23 protein-coding genes are annotated in these 24,745 nt (G+C 48.0%); 4 read left to right on the top strand and 19 right to left on the bottom strand.

The window, feature by feature from the left end; genetic code table 11:
- Positions 1–64: 64 nt before the first annotated feature.
- From SB752_RS03095 to SB752_RS03135, 9 genes are all read right to left on the bottom strand, one after another.
- On the bottom strand, positions 65–1,135 hold the full coding sequence (locus SB752_RS03095; RefSeq protein ID WP_410714281.1) for an LLM class flavin-dependent oxidoreductase: 1,071 nt from the start codon (positions 1,133–1,135) through the stop codon (positions 65–67).
- A 36-nt stretch (positions 1,136–1,171) separates the two neighbouring features.
- On the bottom strand, positions 1,172–3,202 hold the full coding sequence (locus SB752_RS03100) for an ABC transporter ATP-binding protein (protein ID WP_410714282.1): 2,031 nt from the start codon (positions 3,200–3,202) through the stop codon (positions 1,172–1,174).
- Between the two features lie 24 nt (positions 3,203–3,226).
- The gene (locus tag SB752_RS03105; protein ID WP_410714727.1) at positions 3,227–4,045 is read right to left on the bottom strand and encodes an ABC transporter permease; all 819 of its coding nucleotides are present in this window, start codon (positions 4,043–4,045) and stop codon (positions 3,227–3,229) included.
- A gap of 77 nt (positions 4,046–4,122) precedes the next feature.
- Positions 4,123–5,049, bottom strand: coding sequence for an ABC transporter permease (locus SB752_RS03110; protein WP_410714283.1), 927 nt, complete (start codon positions 5,047–5,049; stop codon positions 4,123–4,125).
- Positions 5,050–5,067: 18 nt separating this feature from the next.
- Positions 5,068–6,720 carry an ABC transporter substrate-binding protein gene (locus SB752_RS03115; protein WP_410714284.1) on the bottom strand — a complete coding sequence of 551 codons (1,653 nt, stop codon included), beginning with the start codon at positions 6,718–6,720 and terminating at the stop codon, positions 5,068–5,070.
- 43 nt (positions 6,721–6,763) lie between these two features.
- A complete protein-coding gene (locus tag SB752_RS03120; protein ID WP_410714285.1) occupies positions 6,764–7,240 on the bottom strand; it encodes a DinB family protein in 477 nt (158 codons plus the stop codon).
- A 119-nt stretch (positions 7,241–7,359) separates the two neighbouring features.
- Positions 7,360–8,442, bottom strand: a complete 1,083-nt coding sequence (locus tag SB752_RS03125) for an LLM class flavin-dependent oxidoreductase (protein ID WP_410714286.1) — start codon at positions 8,440–8,442, stop codon at positions 7,360–7,362.
- A 131-nt stretch (positions 8,443–8,573) separates the two neighbouring features.
- The gene (locus SB752_RS03130) at positions 8,574–9,488 is read right to left on the bottom strand and encodes a LysR family transcriptional regulator (protein ID WP_410714287.1); all 915 of its coding nucleotides are present in this window, start codon (positions 9,486–9,488) and stop codon (positions 8,574–8,576) included.
- Between the two features lie 72 nt (positions 9,489–9,560).
- A complete protein-coding gene (locus SB752_RS03135) occupies positions 9,561–9,839 on the bottom strand; it encodes a hypothetical protein (RefSeq protein WP_410714288.1) in 279 nt (92 codons plus the stop codon).
- Between the two features lie 215 nt (positions 9,840–10,054).
- Here SB752_RS03135 and SB752_RS03140 point away from each other — a divergent pair, with 215 nt between their 5' ends.
- The gene (locus SB752_RS03140; protein WP_410714289.1) at positions 10,055–11,674 is read left to right on the top strand and encodes a multicopper oxidase family protein; all 1,620 of its coding nucleotides are present in this window, start codon (positions 10,055–10,057) and stop codon (positions 11,672–11,674) included.
- 21 nt (positions 11,675–11,695) lie between these two features.
- Here the strand turns inward: SB752_RS03140 and SB752_RS03145 are convergent, their stop codons facing one another.
- The 4 genes from SB752_RS03145 to SB752_RS03160 all read right to left on the bottom strand — a co-directional run bounded on the left by SB752_RS03145 (position 11,696) and on the right by SB752_RS03160 (position 15,453).
- On the bottom strand, positions 11,696–13,045 hold the full coding sequence (locus tag SB752_RS03145) for a sensor histidine kinase (RefSeq protein ID WP_410714290.1): 1,350 nt from the start codon (positions 13,043–13,045) through the stop codon (positions 11,696–11,698).
- 3 nt (positions 13,046–13,048) lie between these two features.
- Complete coding sequence (locus tag SB752_RS03150; RefSeq protein ID WP_410714291.1) at positions 13,049–13,744, bottom strand: response regulator transcription factor; 696 nt, start codon at positions 13,742–13,744, stop codon at positions 13,049–13,051.
- A gap of 95 nt (positions 13,745–13,839) precedes the next feature.
- On the bottom strand, positions 13,840–14,670 hold the full coding sequence (locus SB752_RS03155; protein WP_410714292.1) for a hypothetical protein: 831 nt from the start codon (positions 14,668–14,670) through the stop codon (positions 13,840–13,842).
- A gap of 294 nt (positions 14,671–14,964) precedes the next feature.
- Positions 14,965–15,453 (bottom strand): DinB family protein, encoded by a 489-nt coding sequence (locus tag SB752_RS03160; RefSeq protein WP_410714293.1) that lies wholly within the window; start codon positions 15,451–15,453, stop codon positions 14,965–14,967.
- 144 nt (positions 15,454–15,597) lie between these two features.
- On the opposite strand from SB752_RS03160, the gene SB752_RS03165 reads away from it, so the two are divergent.
- Together SB752_RS03165 and SB752_RS03170 are read left to right on the top strand one after the other, a co-directional pair.
- The gene (locus tag SB752_RS03165; RefSeq protein ID WP_410714294.1) at positions 15,598–16,500 is read left to right on the top strand and encodes a LysR family transcriptional regulator; all 903 of its coding nucleotides are present in this window, start codon (positions 15,598–15,600) and stop codon (positions 16,498–16,500) included.
- Positions 16,501–16,586: 86 nt separating this feature from the next.
- A complete protein-coding gene (locus SB752_RS03170; protein ID WP_410714295.1) occupies positions 16,587–17,840 on the top strand; it encodes a serine hydrolase domain-containing protein in 1,254 nt (417 codons plus the stop codon).
- A gap of 143 nt (positions 17,841–17,983) precedes the next feature.
- On the opposite strand, the gene kynU is transcribed toward SB752_RS03170, so the two are convergent.
- Positions 17,984–19,270: a kynureninase gene (gene kynU, locus SB752_RS03175; protein WP_410714296.1), complete on the bottom strand. Its 1,287-nt coding sequence runs from the start codon at positions 19,268–19,270 to the stop codon at positions 17,984–17,986.
- A gap of 112 nt (positions 19,271–19,382) precedes the next feature.
- On the opposite strand from kynU, the gene SB752_RS03180 reads away from it, so the two are divergent.
- Positions 19,383–20,003 carry a TetR/AcrR family transcriptional regulator gene (locus tag SB752_RS03180; protein ID WP_410714297.1) on the top strand — a complete coding sequence of 207 codons (621 nt, stop codon included), beginning with the start codon at positions 19,383–19,385 and terminating at the stop codon, positions 20,001–20,003.
- Positions 20,004–20,084: 81 nt separating this feature from the next.
- On the opposite strand, the gene SB752_RS03185 is transcribed toward SB752_RS03180, so the two are convergent.
- From SB752_RS03185 to nikC, 5 genes are read right to left on the bottom strand one after another with little or no spacing between them, the layout of a single operon-like run.
- On the bottom strand, positions 20,085–21,041 hold the full coding sequence (locus SB752_RS03185; RefSeq protein WP_410714298.1) for a carbon-nitrogen hydrolase family protein: 957 nt from the start codon (positions 21,039–21,041) through the stop codon (positions 20,085–20,087).
- Positions 21,042–21,088: 47 nt separating this feature from the next.
- On the bottom strand, positions 21,089–21,835 hold the full coding sequence (locus tag SB752_RS03190) for a creatininase family protein (protein WP_410714299.1): 747 nt from the start codon (positions 21,833–21,835) through the stop codon (positions 21,089–21,091).
- Positions 21,836–21,866: 31 nt separating this feature from the next.
- On the bottom strand, positions 21,867–22,832 hold the full coding sequence (locus SB752_RS03195; protein WP_410714300.1) for an ABC transporter ATP-binding protein: 966 nt from the start codon (positions 22,830–22,832) through the stop codon (positions 21,867–21,869).
- Positions 22,813–23,808, bottom strand: a complete 996-nt coding sequence (locus SB752_RS03200) for an ABC transporter ATP-binding protein (RefSeq protein ID WP_410714301.1) — start codon at positions 23,806–23,808, stop codon at positions 22,813–22,815. Before SB752_RS03200 ends, SB752_RS03195 begins: the two co-directional genes overlap by 20 nt.
- 16 nt (positions 23,809–23,824) lie before the next feature.
- A complete protein-coding gene (gene nikC / locus SB752_RS03205; RefSeq protein ID WP_410714302.1) occupies positions 23,825–24,727 on the bottom strand; it encodes a nickel transporter permease in 903 nt (300 codons plus the stop codon).
- Positions 24,728–24,745: the final 18 nt, after the last annotated feature.

The raw sequence follows: 24,745 nt of genomic DNA on the forward strand, positions 1-24,745 counted from the left end.
TCCATGGGAATCGCCCTTGTATCGTCAGCCAATTTTCACGCGAAGTCTGTCAAACTGCACAGCGCTATGAGACACTCTCTTGTAATGTCACTGGAGTTGTCTCCCAGACTGTACTTGGAATCTCTCGCTTCAGTACCGGAATGACCTCTTGTGCAAAGCGCTCCGCCTGCTCTTTTTGCTCTGCTACTGTAAATCCATCTACACTGATACTCAGAACTTGGTGACCGAAAGCTTGGTGATAATCGAGAACTTTCTCTATCACATGCTCGGGACTGCCCACGAGAATAGGTCCGTTCTTCACGTTGTCCTCCAAATCTTTAAACGGAGGAATGTCGTGCGGCTGCGTAAGTCTTGCCCGAAAAGCATCGTGATAAGGTCGGAAGCGATTTATTGCCTCTTCAGTCGTGTTCGCCAAAAAGATGCTTCCACCTGAGCCTGCCCCTACAACTGCTTTTTTCGGATCGTGACCATAGTAGGCAAGGCGCTCACGGTAGTGCTCAATCAGCGCTTTGTACTTTTCTTGGCGATGCAATGTATTCGATGAGAAAAGAGGTTCGCCGTATTTTGCTGCCAATTCTGTCGATAGCTTACTGGATGCACTGCCATGCCATACCGGGATTTTCTTTTGATAAGGTCTCGGCTGCGTCGTCACATTTTGCAAAGCTGGACGATACTTTCCTTCCCACGTGACGTTTTCCTCATTCCATAACCGACTGAGCAGCTCATAACGCTCCGCCAAGGAATCCCACTGCTCCTCTTCCTTAATCCCGAACAGCGGATAATGCTGTGCAAAGTTCCCCTTGCCGATGATTAGCTCGATCCGTCCTCCCGAGAGATGATCAAGTGTTGCGTAATCTTCTGCTACCCTCACCGGATCGAGGATGCTCAAAACGGTAACTGTGGTCAGCAAACGAATGCGCGAGGTTCTCGCTGCGATGGCAGTCAAAACAATCGGTGGTGAGGAGGAAATAAACGGTGCTCCATGCCTCTCACCGACACCATAAGCATCAAAGCCGAGTTTTTCAGCGAGTATCGCCTGGTTCAGAATGTTTTGGAATTTCTCCTGCTGCGTAAAAGCTTCACCCGTTACAGGATTAGGCGTATTTTGCATCAGACTCATTAAAGCAAATTTCATGGGATGTTCCTCCTTACTGATCATCTATGACTGGATTTAGATAGGATAATGGCAGGCTACCATGCGGCCGTTTCCAATCGGAAGCAGCTCTGGCGCAAGCTCCCGGCAACGCACCGTCGCGGCTGGGCAGCGGGTATGAAACCGACAACCAGGTGGTGGAGCCGCTGGCGATGGAATCTCGCCCGAAATCGGAGTAAATTCTCTTTTACGGCTAGGATCAGGCCAAGGAATGGATGAAATGAGCAGGGCTGTGTAGGGATGTGCAGGATGGTGGAACAAATCCTCTGCTGGCGCTATTTCTACCAGGTTGCCGAGATACATCACCCCAATACGTGAAGAAACATGTCTAACGATATTGAGACCATGCGCAATAAATACATACGTGAGTCCGAGCTTGTTTTGCAATGCTTGCATGAGATTTACAATTTGAGCCTGAACCGATACATCGAGAGCAGATACCGCTTCGTCTGCAAGGACAAATTTGGGCTGCAACGCGATAGCACGCGCGATCCCGATTCGTTGGCGCTGACCACCGGAAAATTCATGCGGGTAACGATCCGCCCAAGTCGGGTTCAGCCCTACCAGTTCCAGCAGCTCCTCTACCCTCTCTCGGCGATCCGCACGGCTTATGTTACTGTGTACGGAAAGTGGCTCAGCGATGGTCTCCTCTACCGTCCAGCGCGGATTAACGGAACCATATGGATCTTGAAAAATCATTTGCATGTCACGCTGAAGCGCTCTACGCCTTGATGCCTCTATCCTGCCGAGGTCCTCTCCACGAAAAAGCACCGAGCCTGCTGTAGCTTTTTCCAGCTGGATCAAAACACGCCCCAACGTAGATTTGCCACTGCCGGATTCACCTACGAGTCCAAATGTCTCCCTCTCCCGAATCGCAAAAGAGACGTTGTCTACAGCGTGAATAACGGCTTTTGTTTGACCAAAAGATCCCCGGACTGGATAATGCTTCGTCAATCCTTTCACCTCAAACAACAACTGCGGTTCCAGATCTGGTGGATGACTGTCAGCAGATCGCTCTTCGCCAACCACTACCTCCGCTATAGACGTACCAAGGTGCCCTAGGTCGTGCCTACCCGTCAGCGAGTCGCTATGCCAGCACTCTGCCTCATGATCACTGGTTCCAACAAGTGGCGGTGCGGTAGTACGGCAATGCTCTGTCGCCAGTGGACAACGGGGATGAAAGCGGCAGCCTGCGGGGAAATCAGCAGCATTTGGCGGAGTGCCTTCGATAGTATAGAGCGCAGCCGAGCGATCACTGTCCATGGTGGTGATAGAGCGCAGCAGACCTGCCGTATAGGGATGCTTCGGTTCTGTAAACAGCTTTTGCGTCAGAGCTTGCTCAACAATCCTGCCCGCATACATGACAATCATGCGATCTGCCATCTCCGCTGCGATCCCCAGATCATGTGTGATGAGTAAAATCGACATCCCGTACTCTGCTTGCAAATCACGAAGCAGCGTCAAAATCTGCGCCTGGATTGTCACGTCCAAAGCGGTCGTCGGCTCATCCGCAATCAGCAGCTCTGGGCCGCAGGCGAGCGCCATTGCGATCATCGCTCGCTGCAGCATCCCGCCCGACAGTTCATTTGGATATTGCTGAAAGCGAAGCTGCGGCTCAGGCAGTCCGACTCGCTCTAAAAGCTCAACTGCACGAGCACGCGCTTCCTTTGAACTTTTCTTTTCATGCCTGCGGATCGTCTCCACAATCTGTGTTCCGATCGTATATACAGGATCGAAGGCTGCCATCGGCTCCTGAAAAACCATAGCAACGCGTTTTCCCCGAATTGACTGTAGAATACTCTGGGGAAAAGCAGTCAGGTCTTCACCATCCAGCTTGATCGTGCCTGCGGCAATCCGTCCCCGCTCAAAGTCAATCAGGCGCATGATCGCTTTGGAGGTGATTGTCTTTCCACTGCCGGACTCGCCAACCAGGCATACGGTTTCCCCACGATTCATGTGAAACGATACATCAGTTACAGGCGTTACTGATCCTTCAGATGTCGGAAATTCAACCGTCAGCCCTTTGATTTCGAGAAGGAATTGTGACATTAGCTACCTCCTTTGAATTATCCGTTACTCTTTTTTCGGGTCCAGTACGTCCCGAATCCGGTCTCCAATTACATTTATAGAAAGGACGAACAACGCAATGGCAAGCCCCGGAAAGGTGCAAACCCACCAGGCAACCGTCAAGTATCCTCTTCCTTGAGACAAGACCGTACCCCAATCCGGAATTTCCTTGATTACCCCCAGTCCAAGGAAGCTGAGGCCCGAACCTGTTAATATAGATGTCCCGATACCGATCGTAGCCATCACCAGAAAAGGAGCGGTCGAGTTTGGCAGGACATGCTTCCAAAAGATACGAAATTCAGAACTCCCGATCGAGCGTGAGGCAAGGACATAAGAGCGGTGCTTCACCGTTAAAATCGAGCTGCGCATTACTCTTGCATAGCGAGGAATCGTCCCAGAGGCAATCGCCAGAATAATATTGAGCGTGCTTGGTCCCAGTGCCGCCGCGATAGCCAGAGCCAAGAGAATACCCGGAATCGTCATCAGCACCTCGATGATGCGCATAATGATGAGATCAATAAGTCCACCGACATAACCGGAGATCGCCCCGAGCACCCCTCCCAACACTCCGCCAACGACGACAGAAGCAAGTCCGATGAGCAGGGAATCACGGCTGCCGTAAACGACAAGCGTAAAGACATCTCGCCCAAAATAATCCGTCCCGAATAGATGACTCGCGCTCGGGGGCTGCAGCAAATTGGTCGGGTCAATCATAGTCGGCGCATAAGGTGCCACCCATTGCGGAGAGATGGCACATATCGTTAGAAACAGTACAACCAGTCCTGCCCCAAACAGGAAAAACTGTGACGGCTCCAACCGTCTCAGCCGATACCGGTGCAGCTGGACTGTTGTCCCAAGTGGTTTCGTGATCGTCGTTTCTTTCACTTACGCTTCCTCCTCCCTCACTGTGATCGTCGTATGCGTGGATCGACAAAGGAATACGAGACATCTACCAGCAAATTGACGAGTACATAGATGATGGCAGTGAAAAAGACCACACCCTGTACAACTGGCATATCCTTTGACATGATGGCATCCGCGAGAATTCGCCCGATTCCCTGCCGTGCAAAAACAGTCTCCACGACCACCGTTCCACTCAAAAGCTCGCCAACCATGACACCCATCATCGTCAGGGCTGGTATGAGTGCGTTTCGCAAAGCGTGTTTGTACATAACGACTCTCTCCGTCAAGCCTTTCGCGCGCAGGGTCACAATAAACGGCTCGCTTATGACCTCCAGCATCGTATTTCGCACCATCCGAACGATAAACCCTGCCCCCACCAGTCCCAACGTGATTCCTGGCAAAACGAGTGTTTTCCATCCGTCCGATCCTGCTATCGGGAACAACCTCAAATGGATGGAGAACAAAAGCAGCAACAAAATTCCTGTCCAAAAGGTTGGCATGGATATCCCGAACAAGCCAACAAACCTTGCTGTCAAATCGATGATTCCATTTCGATGAATGGCAGAAAGCACTCCCAGAATCGTACCTACCAGCACGGACACCGTAGTACTGACCGCTGTCAAGGCGAGCGTTGCCGGTACGTGCGCAAGTATTTTAGGAAGTACCGGCGCGCTGTCGATCCGCGATGCACCAAAATCCCCCTGCAAAAGCTGCAGGAAATACTGCATAAATTGGACGTAAAACGGTTGATCCAGCCCGAGCTGCTGCCTCATTTGTTCAATCGCCTCAGGAGTTGTTGCGTTGCCATCGAGCAGCTGCAGGACCGGATCACCAGGTAGCACAAACATAATGACAAAGACAAGCATCGACGAGCCAATGACAACAAGAAGTGAGGTCAGCAGGCGGGTAGCAATCGTTCCAGTCACAAGGCTTACCTCCTTTCATTACTGGCGAATGGTGACGTCGTACAATAACGGATAGCCAAGCAGATCAAATTTCAATCCTTCTACCTTTTTCGAATGAGCGACGGTATACGGGAAGACATAGATCGGGAGAATGATTGCCCTGTCAATCATGTACTCCTGGATTTGGGCGTAGATTTCTTTTCGCTTTTGCGGATCGCTTTCTGCCGCGCCCTGATCGAGCAGCTCGTCAATTTTCGGGTCTGCCACATTCGACCAGTTGGTTCCGCCTTTTGTAAAGACCCTATCTGAACGGAACAGATTGCGCAGAATATCAGGGTCCGCTTTTACTTGGGAATTGCCGAAAATGTCGTACTCACCGTTTGTAATCGGTGTATTGGTATCTTTGGTAATGTTCAGATTGACCTGAATCCCGATTTGCTTCAGCTGCTGCTGTACGATCGCTGCGATATCATTGCGTTTTTCCCGATTTGGCGACCCGTCAAGATAACGAAGGATCAGCTTTTTGCCATCTTTTTCACGAATTCCATCCGCCCCTTGCTTCCAGCCCAATTCATCGAGCAATTGATTGGCTTTGGCAATATCCGGTTTCACTTTGTTTTCGAGTGAAGAATCATAGCCGAGAATACCCGGTGTCAATGCGGACCACGCGCGCTCGTATGTGCCCAAATAGAGCGTTTGAACAATCGTATCGACATCTACTGCCAGTTGGACAGCCTGACGTGCTTTCATCTCGTTCCAAGGCTCATTTTTCGTATTGAGATAAAGGGAAAAAGCAGTGCCATTTGTGATCGACTGATCTACAGCTATGTTGGGATCATTTTTAAGTGCAGTAATCAATTGTGGTGGAACGGTCTCCGCAGCGAGCACCTGACCGCTCTGTACGCTGCCGATTCGCGTTGCCTCCTCCGGGATGATCTTGAAAGTAATCTTATCCAGCTGAGATGGACCTTTATTGTCAGCCCCTGGTGGCCCCCAGTTGTAGTTCGGATTTTTTTCGAGGACGATTTGGTCATTTTCCGTCCAGCTCACAAATTTGAACGGTCCCGAGCCTACGGGATTCTTGCCGTATTGATCCCCGTACTGCTCAAATGCCTTGGGCGAGGAGATGCCGAGAAAACCTGAACTAAGTCCGGCAAGTAATGGTTCAAACGGCTCTGACAATTTGATTTTGATTGTATGCTCATCCACGACCTCTGCTGACGAGAATGTACCGAGCAAGGAGCGAGACTGTCCACGTCCTCCGGCAAAAATATGTTCAAAATTTGCTTTGACCGCAGCTGCATTAAACAGAGTGCCGTCTTGGAAGGTTACGTCCGTGCGAAGCTTGAACGTGTACTCTTTGCCGTCTTCTGATTTCGTCCAGCTGCTGGCCAGCCAAGGCTGGAAGGTACCGTCCTTTGCTTGAAACACGAGGCTGTCAAAAATATTGCGAAACACCCGATGGGATACCGCAAAACCGCTCGCTCCAGCATCCAGCGTATCTGGAGAAGTAGCCAAGGCATACGTCAATTCGCCACCTTGCTCGTTTCCTGCCGAGGCAGCAGTCTGATCCGCTGGTGCAGAAGAATTCGAGTTTTGGCCTTGGTTTGATCCGCATCCGGCAAGCAGTGCTGCCGTGATAAGTGAAAGAGCGGTATGTTTTATCCATTTGTTTGTGTGTTCGATCTTCACTGTCGTTCTACTCCCTTATTCGTGTATTGGTTGATGTCTCAGGTCAGCGTACGCTTTGAGCAGCCTGTGCCTGCTTGATCCGTTCTATTTGCCCGATGTGATGATGGACATGCTTGATGAAGCCAGCTGCAATATCGACGACACGCACCGTGTCACCTTTGTGGTTAATCGCTGTTTTCTCCAATTCCTCAGGTGTCAGTCTTCTAAATAGCTGTGCATTGTATTGAAGCAAAGAACGATAGGTTTCCAGAATGTCTTCCGGGTCGCATTCATTACCCTTCTGTCCATTTACCCACAGGTCTTGGTTAAAAGCCGGAAGCTGGACAGTCGTACGGGCAAGTACGTCGCGAATCCGAAACGAAACCACGATCTGGTGATCCAGTAGATGCGTAAGGACTTCGGTCACACTCCAGGATTCTGCTTTTTGCTTCCAGTGCAGCTCTTCTTTTGTTAACCCTTTGATCGCGTCTGCTAATTGTCCGTGCAAGTCCAGATAGGCCTGAATATCGATTTGGCTCATGATTACATGACCTCCCAAAAAAGTGATAGTTCAATTTACTCAGTAAATCAATCGATTTAATTGGTTTAAGTTTTGTATGAGACCATCATTTTCTCTTGCTCGCTGATTCTTTTGTTTCTTTATTTGGCTGCGACAGCCACTTCATCCGCTCTTTTCAGTATCGGGCCATCTCCCCAAACGGTACTCGGGAGCTCTCTGCGAAGTACAGGCATGACATCGGCTGCAAACCGCTCGATTTGCTCCTGCTGTTCTGCCTCAGTCAGACCGTCCACACTGATACTGAGTACTTGATGACCGAATGCTTCGTGGTATTTCAAAATTTTCTCGATCACGAAATTGGCGCTTCCGATCAAAGCCGGGCCATTTTTGATGTTGTCTTCCAGGTCCGTAAACGGAGTTTGATTGTGCTTGGAAGAGTCCGTCGCATGAAAAGCATTGTAATAGGGACGATAGCGCCGGACAGCTTCTTCAGCTGTATCCGCCAGGTACAAGGTTCCACCGCCTGCTCCTATTACAGCGTCTTTCGGATCGTGACCGTAATACTCCCAGCGCTCCCGGTAATGATCAATCAGTGCTTTGTATTTGCTCATATGGTGAAACCCGTTTGACGAAAAGATCGGATCGCCATACTTCGCAGCCAGTTCAGTGGAGAGCGTACTGGAAGCACTCCCATGCCAGACAGGAATTTTCACCTGAAATGGCCTTGGCTGAGTAGTCACCTGATGAAGTGGCGGTCTGTATTTTCCACTCCACGAGACATTTTCCTCACTCCATAAGCGGTTGAGCAGCTCGTATCGCTCTGCCAGTGAATCCCACTGGTCCTCCTCTGTAATGCCGAACAACGGATAGTGACGTGGGTCATTGCCCTTTCCGATAATCAGCTCCAGTCGTCCACCTGATAAATGATCGAGTGTTGCATAATCTTCTGCTACCCTGACCGGATCAAGCACGCTGAGGACTGTCACGGTAGTCAGCAAGCGAATCCGTGATGTCTGTGCGGCAATGGCTGTTAAAACGACTGGTGGAGCAGATGAAATAAAAGGCTCTCCGTGGCGCTCCCCTACTCCATACGCTTCAAAGCCCAGCTTTTCGGCGAGAATAGCTTGCTTCAAAACATTTTGAAACTTTTGCTGTGTCGTTAAGGTTTCTCCCGTTACTGCGTTTGGAATATTCATCATGAGACTAAACAAAGCAAATTTCATCGAATCGATCTTCCTTCCCCGGATGAGTGAAGTTTTGTTTCTATAAAACCCGATATGTTTAGTTGGTTTTATGATTCCAAACTTTATCACCATGCCCTCTCATCGTCAATCCATTCCCCAATCAGGGATTTCTATTGATGCATAGAAAGATTCGATTCAGCCGATTGCGAATGGTGAACATGCTCGATCAGCTCTAAAAAACGTTTGCGAAGCTCCCCGCCTTCTCCTTTTAATGTAATAATGTTGGTGCGTAAGGAAAGGCTTGCAAGAGCCGGAATATCAATCGGAAACAGCTGCTGGTCCCCCACTTCTTTCCGTGCGCAAAGATCAGGCAAAAATCCGATCCCCATTCCTTTGGCAATGCACTTTTTGGCTGTCTCATGATTGTCGATATTCAAATCAATGACAGGCTGCTTCTGCAAAGTCTCGAACAAGCTGTGCAGCTTCATCCAGTCAAGCGACCCGCATTCGAAAAAAACGAGCTTTTCCCCACCGATCTCGTCCAGTATGCTCGGATGCTGCTCGATAAATCGATGGTCTTTATGAACATACAAACGAATCGGGTCTTCATAGAACAAAACAGAGTCGATCAGGGGATGGCTAATGTTGCGTACAAGTCCCAAATCGATCTCCTTTTGCAGAACTTTTTCGAGTATGGTTTCGCTTGGCGCCGTCACCAGCTTAATTTGCAGCTCGGGATTTAGCTGTTTAAGTATGGGCAGCAGCTCTGGCATGATATAGGCGGAAACGGACGCGGTGCAGCCAATTCTCAGCTCGTGCAGGGTGGTCTGTTCGCGTCGGAGCTGCTGCTTGCCTTTACGGTACGATTGCAGGATTTGCTGGGCAAACGGGAGAAATTGCTTCCCCTTTTCCGTTAAAGAAAAGTTTTTGCCTTCCCGTAGAAACAGCTTCACATCCAATTCCCGCTCCAAGGTTTGAATACGTGCTGATATAGATGGTTGTGATAAAAACAAGGCATCTGCTGCTTTATTGAAGCTGTTGAAATGAACGACATAAACAAACGCCTCGAGGTTTTCAATATTCATCCAATCGCCTCCTTCTATTTTGTAAAAGCTATCCTGTCAAATTCGGCTGCATCGGACATGCTCATTTTGGGTCTATTCAAAGAGTGAGACCTGTTTTCCCAAAGAGTTTACCCCTTGAAACGTCTTGGCATTGAATGCTTCGATGCACATCACCTCGGAAACATTCAAGGGCTCTGTCTTCACCATATCCTGGATCTGCGCGTCACTGTAAAATTCAAATGCATATCGGTGCAGAAGGCGGATTCTCCATACCTTTTGCCCATGGAGCGCTTCTAAAAACTGCATCAGATGAGGACATAAATCAGCTTCTGCCTGAAAAATCTGTTGGCAAACCGGGCATCTATACTCCATATTCATCCTCCTAACAGCTTCTCTGTGAAAAAGAAAAAAGCTCCCTCACTTGCTTGAAACCATGCAAGCTATGGGAGCCTTCAGTTGTCTGATCGGCTAGATTATCCATTAGTTTAATCTGATTATTCCTAGCGGTCAAGTATGTATTGTGATCTCCATCTTTTCTTCATAGTCATGTGCTACCTTGGTTGCATCAGTAAAAAGGAGGTATACATGTGATTACCAAGCAACTGAGAAAAAAACGGATTGCCCTGCCGTTGATCCTGACAGGTACTTTGTTGCTTTCCGCTTGTGCTGCCAACAGTCAGCCAATGGATCATCAAGGTCATGACATGGGAAATATGTCCCAGGCACCGCAACAAGCTACAGAGGCCAAAACAATGTCCGCGGCAAACGATTCCGCCATGGAAGTACTGACAGGAAATACTTTTACACTGACGGCAAAAGAAAGCATGCTTCATCTGGACGATAATACGATGAAAACCGCTTGGACTTATAATGGTACGGTTCCCGGTCCACAGCTTCGCGTAAAACAAGGTGAGACAGTCAAAATACTGTTGCAAAATCAGTTGCCAGAGCCTGTCACGATCCACTGGCATGGCCTCCCCGTCCCGAACAACATGGACGGAATTCCGGGTATCACCCAAAATGCGGTTAAGCCTGGCGAAAGCTTTACCTACCAATTCAAAGTAGATGTCCCCGGAACGTACTGGTACCATTCGCATCAAAACGGAGTTGTCCAAGTAGATAAAGGGCTATACGGCTCCTTGGTGGTTGAGCCAAAAGAGAAGCAGCCGGTCAATAAAGACTTCACCCTTGTCGTCGATGAGTGGTTAAAAGACGACAGCATGGCAGGCATGAGTCACGGTGGTGGACATGCAGGGATGAGCATGAGCACAACAACTAGCGATCATTCCTCCATGATGAACAGCAATAGCGGTGAAATGCCCATGAGTGATGCGGAAATGATGCCACTGATGTACACGATTTTTTCCGCAAACGGTAAAACAGGCTCAGCCATTTCCCCACTTATGATCAAACAGGGAGATAAAGTGCGAATTCGTTTGGTTAATGCCGGCTTTCTATCCCATCAGCTTTACCTGCAGGGACATGAGTACAAAATTGTTTCTACGGACGGTCAGCCGATTAACAATCCGCCGCTCGTCAGTGGTCAGTTGTTGAATATCGCTCCTGGCGAACGCTACGATATCGAGTTTGTGGCAAACAATCCGGGAAGCTGGCTTTTGGAAGAACTCAGCTCAAATCCTGGGGCGGCATCGTTGACCGTTCCGATCGTGTACGAAGGCTATGAGGCTACCAAGCCAAAGGCGGAAAAAGGAAATTTGCCTCTGATCGATATTACGAAATATGGAGAAGCTGCAAAAAGTAATTTCTCGCCGGGCGATTCGTATGACATCGAGTATACGATGGATTTGAATACCGAAATGAAAAGCGGAGAAATGACCTTCACGATTAATGAAAAAACCTATCCGGACACGCCTCCACTCCAAGTTAAAAAAGGAGATTTGGTAAAGGTAAAGCTCGTGAACAAGTCTCCAAAGGATCTTCATCCCATGCACTTGCACGGGCATTTTTTCCAGGTTTTGAGTAAAAACGGACAGCCCGTTTCCGGTTCACCATTAGTAAAAGACACATTAAATCTGCTGCCAGGAGAGGAGTTTGTCGTTGCCTTTATTGCGGATAACCCCGGAGAATGGATGTTTCATTGTCATGATCTGGGTCACGCTGCGCAAGGGATGATGTCAGAAGTAAAATACGAGGGCTTCCAAAGAGATTTTGTAGTCGATCCTACAGTGAATAACATGCCTGAGTGATCACATGCAAAAGGGCAGGAACTATTTTCCCTGCCCTGCTTCTTTTATAGCTGGTAAACGAATCGTAGCCGTCGTACCTGCTCCGACTGTACTGCTGATGAGAACCTCTCCCAGGTGCGCTTCCACGATTCCTTGCACGATGGTTAATCCCAAGCCAGCACCACCGCGCCCCCGATTTCTCGATCGATCCCCACGGTAAAAGCGCTCAAACACGAATGGTAAATCCTGCGGTGAAATGCCGCTGCCATTATCGATTACCTGGACCTCGACAAAAGCGCCTGCTTTTTGGACAGTCACGAGCACTTTACCGCCACTCTCTGCATGTTTGAGCGAGTTCGTCAGCAAATTGGACAGCACTTGCGCTAGCCGTTGCTCGTCACCCATCACCCAAACATCAGATTGAACCTCGCTTGAGAGCGCGATTTGCTTTTGTTGAAAAGTAGCGGTCATTGATGCAACTGTTGCCTCCACCAATCTACCCATGTCCACTTTCTCTCTGGAAATCGTCAGGACCCCGGCTTCTGCCTGCATAACCTGATCCAGATCACTAACGATCCGAATGAGTCTCAGTACTTCTGTGCGGATCGCCTCGAGATGCTCCGGTGTTGCCTCCCAAACCTGATCAATCATCCCTTCCGTTTGCGCCAGCAATGTATTGAGCGGAGTGCGCAGCTCATGTGCAACATCAGAGGTGAGTCTCTTTCGCAGCTCCTCCTGGTTTTCCAAGCTATTCACCAGGTTGTTAAATGATTCAACCAGACTGGCAAGCTCATTATTTCCAGGCGGAACGATAACTCTCGTTGCCAGATTTCCTTTAGCCACCTTTACTGCCGCCTCACTCATGGTGACAATTGGTTTGGTGAAGCGTTTCGCAGTGACGATACTGACCAGACAGACAATGATGAGCAGAGCGAGCATCGTCCATTGCATCGCATTTGTATGGGCGATTTGAAAATGCTCCTCCAAAAAAGTGGTTCCGGTGTTAGTAAAATGAATGCGTATGGAACCGACGGTCTTTCCCTGCTCCACTATTTGGGTCAGCTCATCGTCACCACCAGTCATAGCAACAGCAAGCGTATCCCCAAAAGAACGAAGAAGCTTGAGGTTTTCGTCATAGAGCATGATCTGCAATCCGAGCAATTGGGAAGCGGCTTCTAGTTTTTGAAAAGCACTTTGCTCCCACTTTTGATGGATCGCATATTCGTCCCTGAGCATCTTAACCAGATCTTGCTTATGGACTTGATTCACGTCACGCACATAGAGCGCAAAATGATGCTGCATTTCCTTGATGGAAAGGATCGTTGAAATCAAAATGCCACTCGCGCTCACCAGTAAAATGACGAGGGCAAGCCTCACCCAGATACGTTTCATCGTCTACCCCCGACTCTTGTCGGGATCGTCGAAACGATAGCCCAGTCCGTAAACCGTTTTAATATAAACTGGCTGTCTCGGGTCATCCTCTATTTTTTGGCGCAAGTTTTTGATGTGGGTGTCGATAGTTCGATCGCTCCCTAAAAAGTCCATTCCCAGTACTTCCTCCACTAATTCATCCCTCGTCCACGTTCGACCGGGGTAACGTACAAGCGTTGCCAGCAAGCGAAACTCGTTTGGTGTGGTCTCAACTGCCTTCCCTCGCAAAAAAATCCGTTTTTCCCCCAAGGATACCGTCAGCTCCCCTATTTCAACGAGATCGCTCAAGGACTGATAATCCCCCATCCTGCGCAAAATGGCACGAACCCTTGCTACCAGCTCACGTGGGCTAAAAGGCTTGACTAAATAATCGTCGGCACCAATCTCCAAGCCTCTAATTCTGTCTGCTTCCCCGCTTTTTGCGGTCAGCATCAGGATAGGGACACGGGATGATTTGCGCACTTCTATGCATACCTCCTCACCTGTCTTATCAGGAAGCATGAGGTCAAGGATCATCAGAGCTAATGGATATGTTGCCGCGATCTCCAACGCTTTCCCTCCTTCAGACGCGGTGAGAACGTGATAGCCCTCTTTTCTCAAATATGACGAGAGGATTTCCAAAATTTGCGGCTCATCATCCACGATTAATATGGAAGACATCTATTACACCTCCAAACACAATGCGAGGGTTACTCTTTTTCAGTATAAATAGAAATGATGAAGAAAATAAGGAGAAGCGTTGAGTCGCTGCACGTTCATAAGTCTCCTTTAATCACGGTACGTGATACTATTTTTCCCTCGAGATATTTCCAAACCGACATCGATTCGTTCTGTAAACTCGCTTCAAACGTATTCGTCTCAGACTTGTAAATAACCACCTGTGCCTTCATAGCTTCATTTAGATTAACAGTTTCCATACTTTCCTGACGCCATCGATAGATCGATGTCTCCGCTAACGTACCAACTGTGGCAATAATCTCCTTTATGCCGTCTTCATTCAAATCTGCTTCTACGGTATGGGCTTGAATTTGGAAAAGACTTGGGGGATTCTTGTCCATTTGAACATAATTAGTGATCGGACAATTTGCTCCACAAAAACCCGTAATTTTCACATAGGCTTTACCAAATGCATCTACCTGCTCAATTGATATGGAATCTTTTTGTTGGAGTGTGTATCCAATCTGACCGATATCAAAAATAGTAGAGCCTGATTGGATTGCGGCATATATATTTTCTTGGTCTTTTTGATAGAGGAATACAACATAATGGTTTATTTGCTTCTTTACGACTATTGATCCTAGATTATTCGTTAAAGTAGCTTGGAGCAAAGGTTGTTCCCATTCAACTTTAGAAAAATCCAGAGTAAAGCTATCCGGAGAGTTACTTGCCTCAGTACCAATCGTTCCCACTAAATCATCTCTTGGAGTTGGAATGGATGCTGCATTCATTTTAGTTCCACTTGTATTAGGCTGTTGCGCAGTAATAACGTCTCTGCTCAAAAATGTATCCTGATTAATTTCATGTACAGTACACGCAGTCAGGAACGTGAATATAACAATTATTCCAATCCCTTTCATGATATTCATTTTAAAAATCCATCCTTTGGCCTCTATATAATAGACATCTATACTATCATTCCAAAAGTTGACGTAACATTTATTACGTTACCTTCTGAACCATTTACCTTTGATTTGCAATTTCAATACATGAAAAACAGACTTAGTTTATTATCTTTACTTTTTATGGAAAATGTCAATGCCTCCAAAGGCTAGGGGTGCTACGGTGTCCCTATTACGTGATCAGAAATGACAAGATCCTCTCCGTACAAAAAAGACGGATGACCAGCATCCGTCCTAGATTTTTCTTTTCTGTTCATTTCATTATTTCACGCTATCCGCAAGCTCGTGCTGGATCACTTTGACGATACTTGAGATCGTCCCAAGGTGCATGGCTTCGTGGACGAGGGCAAAATTGACAACCTCTCCTGCGATTTCGAATCGCAACGGGCCCATCTCAATCGGCGAAGGCAGCGGCTGATCGAATTGTTCTGGGGCTAGTCTGGCAAGTCTCTCCAGTTGATCTGTCATGTACTGGACAAGCTCTGCTTTTGCCGGAGGGGCAAGAGTCCAATCTGCTGGCTTCGTTCCCGTATGAAAGAATGTCGCATAGGCTTCTGGAAGATTGGAATGAAAAGGCAGGCCGAGCGAGAGAAAAAAATCGAGGGAAAAGATGAGATGTCCCACATTCCATCGAATGGTATTGGCAAATGCCTGAGGATGAACGTCAAAGAACTCCTCTGGAATCGCTTGAACCTGCTGCAATGCAATCTGCCGAACAGATACAGCCGTATGAATTATGTTTTGAGACATGGGGCAATCCCTCCAATGATTATCGTTTCTTGACTCGCGCGCGCTTATCGTCAAAATCAGTGTACCTCTTCGAAAGAAAGCCAACAATCATGCTTTTCCGATTATAATGATTAATAAAAACGATGAGACGCAGGAGATGGCTACATGGAGCTACGTCAATTAGAATTTTTTATCGCCGTTTGTGAAGAAATGCATTTCTCCCGAGCGGCCGAGAAGCTGTGCACCTCGCAATCCAATCTCAGTCAACAAATCAAGTTTTTGGAGAGCGAGCTTGGTGTACCGCTCTTTGATCGCCTGGGAAAACGCATTGGTTTGACCGAAGCCGGAAAAGTGCTGCTGGAACAAAGCCGCCATGTTTTTTCACATCTTGAATATGCTCGTTCAGCCATCGCTGAACTACAGAACGTCCAAAGCGGCTCCCTTTCAATCGGTGTCCTTCCCGGAGACGCCGATTTGATGTTTAACGCGCTGCTCATCGAATTTCACCGCACCTATCCCAAACTATCCTTGTCCGTCATCGAATCTACGAAAATCCTGGAGCAGATTATCCAAGGGACGATCGATATTGGAGTTACAACGATGCCTGTTTCCGACGAGCGAATGACTGTTATTCCCTTGTTTCACGAAGAGTTCGCCTTGGCTATTTCGGCTGGCCACTCTCTTGCTACAGAAAAAGCAGTCCCCTTTTCACGGCTCAAGGATTTGAAACTGCTTATGTTCCCACCCGATCATCAAGTTAGACAGCTGATTAGCCAGTACTGCCAGCAAGAAGGCTTCCGACTGCAGCCGCATATTGAAACCACTACCCTATCCTCGCTCCTTTCATTGGTAGAACAAGGGATCGGTGTATGTGTACTGCCTCGCCTGCTTCTCGAAAATCTTGGCCAGAAGGAGATTGCCATTGTTTCTCTCTTGAATCCTACTCCCAGTCAGGACATCTGTATTGTGTATCGCTCGGACAAATATCTGGGGTATGCCGCCAAAGCGTTTATTGATACGTTGGAGACGTACATTCAAGCAGCGATAAAGAATGCTAACTTACGTTAATCGAATGTAGCGGTTGGCAAAAGCGGGTGGGGGTTAACCTTGCTTGCGGGTTGCTATGGTAAAATATTTTGGCGGTGGGGATGGAAATGATTGGGTTACCGGAACGGTTGGAAACATATATAAACGCGTATGAACGTGATTGGCCTTTGAGCGGAACGGTCTTAGTCGCCCATCGAGGGGAAGTTCTCCTCAAAAGAGCGTATGGCTATGCGAATTTCGAGCATCATGTACCGAACACCACAGAAACGAAATTTCGGATTTGGTCGATTACCAAATCGTTTACGGCGATGGCTATTTTGATATTGTTTGAACAAAGACAGCTTCTTTTAGATGATCGACTGCATCGTTACTTTCCTGAGCTTAGCTGGATGCCGGATATTACTATCACACACCTGTTGACCCATACCTCCGGGCTCATCAATTACTCATCCCTGCCTGAATACAATAAGTATGGAAACAAACGAAGGATGTCCAGACAAGAGGTTCTGAATTTATTTGTGAATCAACCGCTTGCTTTTCCACCAGGCTCTACTTTCGCATATCAAAATTCCGGCTATTTCTTGCTTGGGATGATCATCGAGAAAATAACCGGTTTGAAATTTGAAAACTTTTTGAGCAAGCATTTACTCGCTCCCCTCGGGATGAATGACACGGGCTTAGATAACAACAGAAAGGTTATCCCTCATATGAGCTCGGCTTATGATTCTTCTTGGAACGATCTCATCTTGTGCGAGTATATGGATATGAGCTCCAGCTTTTCCGCCGGGGCCATGTATTCGACAGTCAATGATCTCTACCTCTGGGACCAGGCGTTGTACAGCGAAAAATTAGTTTCAAAAGAGACACGAGAATTGGCCTTTCAAGCAACCGGTTCAGGGTACGGTTTTGGCTGGTTTCTGGACACGTATCTTGGACACAGAAGAGTCCATCACGGTGGTGCATACCGCGGGCATCGAAGTGAACTGCACAGGTTCCCAGACGAGCAGGCCACAGTCATTATGCTGACCAACTATGATTTCGTACCTGTACGCAAGCTTGCGGAAGCCTTGAGTACCTTGCTTTTTGGAAAGGACATCTCCGTTCCTCGACGTCCACCAGAATATCCGATTGAAAAAAAAGTGTACGACGCTTACATGGGAATCTATGAAGGGTTTGGCTGTACTGCAAGCGTGGAGCAAGACGGAGAGCAGTGGTTGTTAGTTTGGAATGAGGAGACAGTCATTCCGCTTTATCCACGATCAGAAGCCTCCTTCCAGCATTTGTGGCAGGATTGGAGCTGCACGTTTTCCCGTGATGATCAGGGGGAAATCACGTTGCTCGGTATGAAAAAAGTGCGTTAACACCAGATCGTTGGAAGAGAACAGAAGAAACCGGAAGACAGATTAGCTTCCGGTTCTTTGTTTTGCTCCCTTCTTTTCGGGCAGATCATTGTTTGTTCATGAAGGAGTGTCCTGTTATTTTCACGCAGGTCTGGCGACTCGTTTTAGGCGACGACTCCCCGTTTATTCTCAAATTTTTTGTATTGCTCTTCTCGCATGATTTTGGCAAGTATTTGAACAGCATGCCACACTTCTTCATAGGTGTTATACAAAGCCATCGGAGCCAGGCGAATCCCGTTTGGAGCTCGGAAATCCGGGATCACTCCATTTTCTTTCAACGCCTTGCAAATTCTCGCCGCCTCTGTATGCTCCAGGTATACATGCCCTCCGCGTCTTTCTTCTTCCAACGAATTTCCGATCGTAAAGCCCATGCCATCCAGCTCTTGCCCGATCAAATAGAGCATGTAGTTCGTTAGCTGTAGCGACTTGCTCCGCAAGCGGTCAATACCTGCTTCCGCAAAGATTTCGAGTGATCCGATCAAGGGAGCGATGCTGAGCAAATGTGGCGTACCAATCTGAAAAGCTCCTGCCGTAGTCGCAGGTGTCAGCACATGCTCCATGTCAAATTGCTTTTCCTTGCTAGAGCTAAACCATCCCGCAAGACCAGGTACCCGATGAAAATGCTTCTGATTAACGTATATGGCTCCAACGCCCCCAGGCCCGGCATTCACGTATTTATAGTTGCACCAGACGGCAAAATCGACACCCCACTCATCAAAGTAGTGCGGGATGGCACCAACGGAATGGCAGCAGTCAAAGCCGATCAATATGTTGCGATCGTGTGCTTCTTTGGTCAGCCGTTTCATATCGAGTATCTGTCCGCTGCGGTACAAAACACTTGGCAAAACGATTAATGCAATTTCATCTGTCATCGCGGCAATAATATCTTCTTCCTCGATAAATCGTCCATCACGGCTTTTTACTCGAACCAAGTGCTCATCGGGATCATAACCTTTTGCCTGTAGCTGGCTTTGCATCACGTAAATGTCCGACGGAAAATTCAATTCATCTGCAAGTATTTTCGTCTTTTTGCCGCTAGGCTGGTAAAACGTCGCAACTACCTGATGCAAATTCACGGAGGTCGAGCCGGTAACAATCACTTCCTCAGGTCTCGCACCTACGAGCGGCGCCATTTTTTCTCCTAGACTTTCGGATAAATAAAACCATGGATTAGGACCTTCCGTCCATCCGTCGATGCCGTACTCCTTCCATGTGTCCAATACATCCAAAAGCGACTGCTCCGCTCTTTTGGAGAGTAATCCGAGCGAGTTGCCATCCAAATAAATTCGCTCTGGTTTTATGTAAAATTCATTACGAAAAGCTGCCAATTCATCTGCCTGATCTAATACACGTGCACAGTCTATCGAAGGATCGAACGTATACTCTTTCATCGTAATCACCCTTTTTGACTTGATTTCACTATTGAATTTAGAATATTCTATAACTGACATCGTGTCAATGACATCGCGTCAGTTATAAATCAAAGAAATGGAAGGACTCGGCATGAACCCATCTAATGAGCAAGCCTCTGCAAGAAAACAACGGTCCCTTAAGACCAGGGCAAAGCTGCTTGGCGCAGCTCGAGATGTTTTTATCGAGCATGGCTTTCAAAAAGCGACGATTACGCAGATTATAAAAAAGGCTGAAACCGGATACGGCACTGCCTATCTGCATTTCACCGGAAAAGACGAAATCCTGATCCACTTAATGGATGAAGTCATGAACCAGTTTTATGCCATTGCGCAGTTGCCGTTCCACCCCCAAACAAAAGAAGAGGCTTGTGCGATGATTGAAAAACAGGCTGGACTCTTTCTCGAAATGGCAAATCAGGAGCGTGCCATGATGCAGGTCGTTGAGGAAGGCATACGGCTATCAGAAGATGTGAATCAAAAATGGAAAGAAATTCGTGAGCGGTTTATCATGCACATTGCGCAGGATATCGTCTATTCCCAGCAAAACGGCTTAGCTCGCAAGGATGTTGACCACATCTTGATCGCCAGAGGATGGTTTTTTGCCAACGAAATGTATTTGTGGGACATCGTGCGAAATGAGTATAGCCATTCTGTAAATGAGATTGCCCGTAATCTGACTGCGATGTATACGGGCGGGTTGTACGTAGAGTGAATGATTACATTATGAAGAAAGACAACCATCTACTGTCACTCCAAACAAGGAGCTCCATGCAAGTGGTTGTCTTTTCCATTTTTACTCGCTACACGTCTCTTTCGTATTGGTGCGCGGTCTCTCATCGATCCAAAGCTGGAACACATCCGGCCTGGAGTAATGCCCATTTACATCAAAATCGAGACGGCTTTTTACAATTTGGCTCAAATCGAGATCAGCAAGCAAGATGTCTTCTTTTCCGTATACAGGCTCTACGACATAGTTTCCAAGCGGTCCTACGATGGCACTCCCGCCACTGCACATTACTTCTGGCTCTGATTCCAGCTCTTCGTAGCAGGCCAAATCAGTCGGGTACATCTCCTTCGTAACGAATTGATTACAAGACAAAACGAAGCAACGTCCCTCCAAGGCGATATGGCGGATTGTCGATTGCCATACTTCTCTGGAATCCGCCGTAGGTGCCAAATAGAGCTCCACACCTTTACTGTACATAGCCATGCGTGCCAGGGGCATGTAATTTTCCCAGCAGATCAAGCTCCCGATTTTCCCATAAGGTGTTTCGAAAACGGGCAAGGTACTCCCGTCTCCTTCCCCCCAAACCAGTCTCTCAATCCCTGTTGGCTTTAATTTCCGGTGCTTTCCGAGTAATGTACCATCTGGTCCAAAATGAAGAACGGTGCAATAGAGCGTACCAGAGCCATGCTCTTTTTCCGTTACCCCTACGACGAGATATACCGCATAGTCCTTTGCTATTTTAGCAAGTCGATCGGTTTCTGCGCTCGGCACAGCGAGAGAGCTTTCCCAATACCGATACCAGTCTTCTCGTCCCTTCTCAGAACGACTCCCGATCTTGGAGCCAAAATTTAGTCCTCTTGGGTATGCAGAAAGAAAAGCTTCCGGGAATAGCACTAGTTTGGCTCCCTGATTGGCCGCATCTGATGTCAACGTGCGAAGCTTTTCGATCGACTCTGTCAAATTCATTATCACTGGGGATGCTTGTACAACAGCCACTCTCACCTGATTTCCACTTATTGTCATCATAAATCCTCCTGTCTACATCGAGCGCAGTGACCGCTTACTATGTACTAGGAATGAGGAATGTCCCATGTGTCATGCAAAAAATGAACGATCCGATCGACGGAACGCTGGACAAGAACCTCGCCCTTTTGACTCGTTGCTGCTGTAGAATAGCCAATGACACCCGACTCTGTTTTTGTAGAATAACGTGAATATTTAATGATTTCAGGAAATAAATCTTTTTGTTTGGGTACCTCGTCAACGAATTTACTCGTATCAACAAGCTCAGGATACAAGTACATCATGACAGACGTTCCCGCCTCACCAGCGTGCCCGTGCGCTACTTCTCCTGTTTCTACGATACCTTGATCCTGTGATTTGATGAAGCGCCAGCAATCGATTTGCGCGCAACGAATTTCAGGTCGCTCGCGAAGTGTTTGCGCCACATGATTGATCATCGCTACATTGCCTGCGTGCCCGTTAATGAAAAGAAAATTTTTCAATCCCCATTTGACCAAGCTGTTTACGACATCTTGTAAGTACGACTTGTAGCTGTCCGGCTTTATCGTAATGGTTCCCGGAAAATCATCAAGTGCGGATGAGTCGCCCACCTCAGGTGCTGGGCCAATGATGGCATTTACACGTTTGGCTACCTTTTCTGCGATTTTCGTGGCGACCAGCAGATCCGATCCCAGCGGCAGATGTGGACCGTACACCTCACAAGCTCCAGTTGGTAATAGAACCAGGTCGGTTTTCTCGATCCGTTCGACAAAGGCAGTCCAGCTCATCTCTTTCATATAGTTCGTTGACGTCATTCGTACCTCCTCCTTGGGTAAACAAGCTCGTTTACTCGTACAAGTGACAAGCGATGTATCGACCGTTCACATCTTTAAAAGTTGGTTTCACTGTCTTGCAAATCTCCATGCAATCACCGCAACGTGGATGAAAGGTGCATCCTGCTGGTGGATTGGCTGGGCTGGGAACGTCTCCACGTAGCACGATCCTCTCTTTTTTCATCAGTGGATTCGGATTTGGGACAGCTGACAAAAGGGCTCTTGTGTACGGATGCAGCGGGGAATGAAACAGCTGTTCCTTGTCACCCAGCTCCACGATGCGTCCCAAGTACATCACGCCGATTCGGTTACTGATATGCTTCACGACACTCAAATCATGCGCGATGAAAAGGTAAGTCAAATCAAATTGCTCCTGCAAGTCCTGCAACAGATTGATGACCTGTGACTGGATCGACACGTCCAAAGCAGATACCGGTTCATCTGCCACAATCAGCTTGGGATTCAAGGCAAGTGCACGCGCAATCCCGATCCTCTGGCGCTGTCCTCCGCTGAATTCATGACCGTAGCGCTTGGCATGGGCGCTGCTAAGACCTACTACATTCAATAGTTCATCGATGCGCCGGCTCTTCTCACTGCCCTGTGCAATATTGTGGATTTCCAAGGGCTCGGCGATAATATCCCCAACAGTAAGCCGCGGATCAAGTGAAGCATACGGGTCCTGGAAGACCATCTGCATGTCTTTGCGCAGCTTCCGCATTTCGGCGGTCTTCATACCGACCAGATTTTTGCCCTCGTATTTGACCTCGCCCTCTGTCGGATCGATTAATTGCAGGATCGCTCTCCCTGTTGTCGATTTCCCACAGCCGCTTTCACCTACCAGACCGAGCGTTTCCCCTTTGAAAATGGTAAAATCCAAGCCGTCGACTGCTTTGACGTGCCCGATCGTTCGACTGAAAATCCCTTTTTTAATCGGGAAGTATTTCTTCAGATTGCTTACCTCAATTAATGGCTGACTCATGATCACTCCACCTCCCTTCGGCTGAATGGAGCCAGCATCTGCTCACATGATCTGCACCAATTTCTTCTAGCTGCGGCGTTTCACTTCTGCATATATCCATGGCATAATCGCATCGGGGAGCAAAGCTACACCCTTTGCGCAAAGCGCCTGGTGGAGGCACACTTCCTTTGATTGAGTAGAGCCGTTTTTCTGCTGAATCCAGCGTCGGCATGGATTTCATCAGACCTTGGGTGTACGGGTGCTGCGGACTCGTAAACAACGTAATCACATCGCTTGCCTCCACCACTTTTCCGTGATACATCACCACGACTCGATCGCACATTTCCGCTACGACTCCCAGATCATGCGTAATTAACAGAATAGCCGTGCCTTTGGTCGTTTTCAGCTCACGCATCAAATCGAGAATTTGCGCCTGAATGGTCACATCCAAAGCCGTAGTTGGTTCGTCAGCAATGAGCAACTTGGGATTGCAAGCCATTGCCATGGCAATCATGACACGCTGGCGCATCCCGCCTGACAATCGGTGCGGATACTCATCCACGATTTGCTCTGCTCTCGGAATACCAACGAGCTTTAACATTTCGATTGCACGTTCTCGTGCTTGCGCTTTGTTGTATTTCAAATGAATCCGGACACTTTCCCCAATCTGATCCCCTATCGTGAAGACAGGATTGAGCGAGGTCATCGGCTCCTGAAAGATCATCGCCATCTCATTTCCGCGAATCTCTCTCATCTCTTCTTCTGACAGGCGCACGACATCTTGACCGTTAAAATGAATCGAGCCTTCCACTTTTCCCGGTGTCAATCTCATGGCAGACAAGGAGGTGACACTCTTGCCGGAGCCGGATTCCCCTACGATTCCGACAGTCTCTCCCGCACGAACTTTTATATCGACTCCATCCACAGCGGTTACCACTCCGTCATCCGTGTAAAACAACGTCTTCAATCCTTTTATTTCCAGGATGCTGCGCTCCATGGCTCTCCCTCCCATCTCACAGCTTCATTTTTGGATCAAGCGCGTCACGCAACCCATCACCGAGCATATTGAAGCCCAGCACCATAAACATGATTGCCAAGCCCGGAATCGTACTGACATGCGGTGCAGAGCGTAAGTACTCCCTGCCGGTGCTTAGCATCGCGCCCCATTCAGGTGTTGGAGGCTGTGCACCCATGCCGAGAAAGCTGAGTCCGGAGGCGGTGAGAATTGCGGTCGCGATGCGCATGGTCGACAAGACAATGATAGGAGCAACACTGTTTGGAATCACATGCTTGAAAATGATGCGCGCATGGCTAGCTCCCATTGACTTGGATGCCTCGATATATTCCTTTGTTTTCACAGAAATAACAGCGCTCCGTGAGATTCTGGCAAATGTAGGAACGGAAAAAATGCCGATCGCAATCATCACATTGACCATTCCTGGCCCAAGCACACTGACGATAGCCAGCGCGAGCAAAAAACTGGGAAAAGCCATGAAAATATCCATGATTCGCATGATTAGCATATCGGCTTTTCCTCCGAAATAACCCGATACCGTCCCCAGACCAACACCGATTACAACCGAAATCAGGACTCCAACAATTCCGATCATCAAGGATATTTGGGCACCGTACAAAATTCGCGAAAAAATATCGCGCCCGTACTCATCCGTGCCGAACCAATGATTCATCGATGGCGGCTGCAGGATCACATTCATGTTTTGCTCAATCGGATCAAACGGTGCAAGTACTCTCGCAAAAATAGCCAAGCCTATAAATACGGCAACCATCCAAAAGCCGATCAGCGCACGCTTATTCTTTTTAAACCGGCGAAGCATGTACGCCCATGGTGACCGGCGTTCATAGACGGGCTCTGCCGACGGTGCTCCGACATTTATCGTGATTTCGGAATTACTCATCGCGCTTCCCTCCTTTTC

The organism is Brevibacillus sp. SIMBA_040 (assembly GCF_046535075.1).
Taxonomy (GTDB): Bacteria; Bacillota; Bacilli; order Brevibacillales; family Brevibacillaceae; genus Brevibacillus.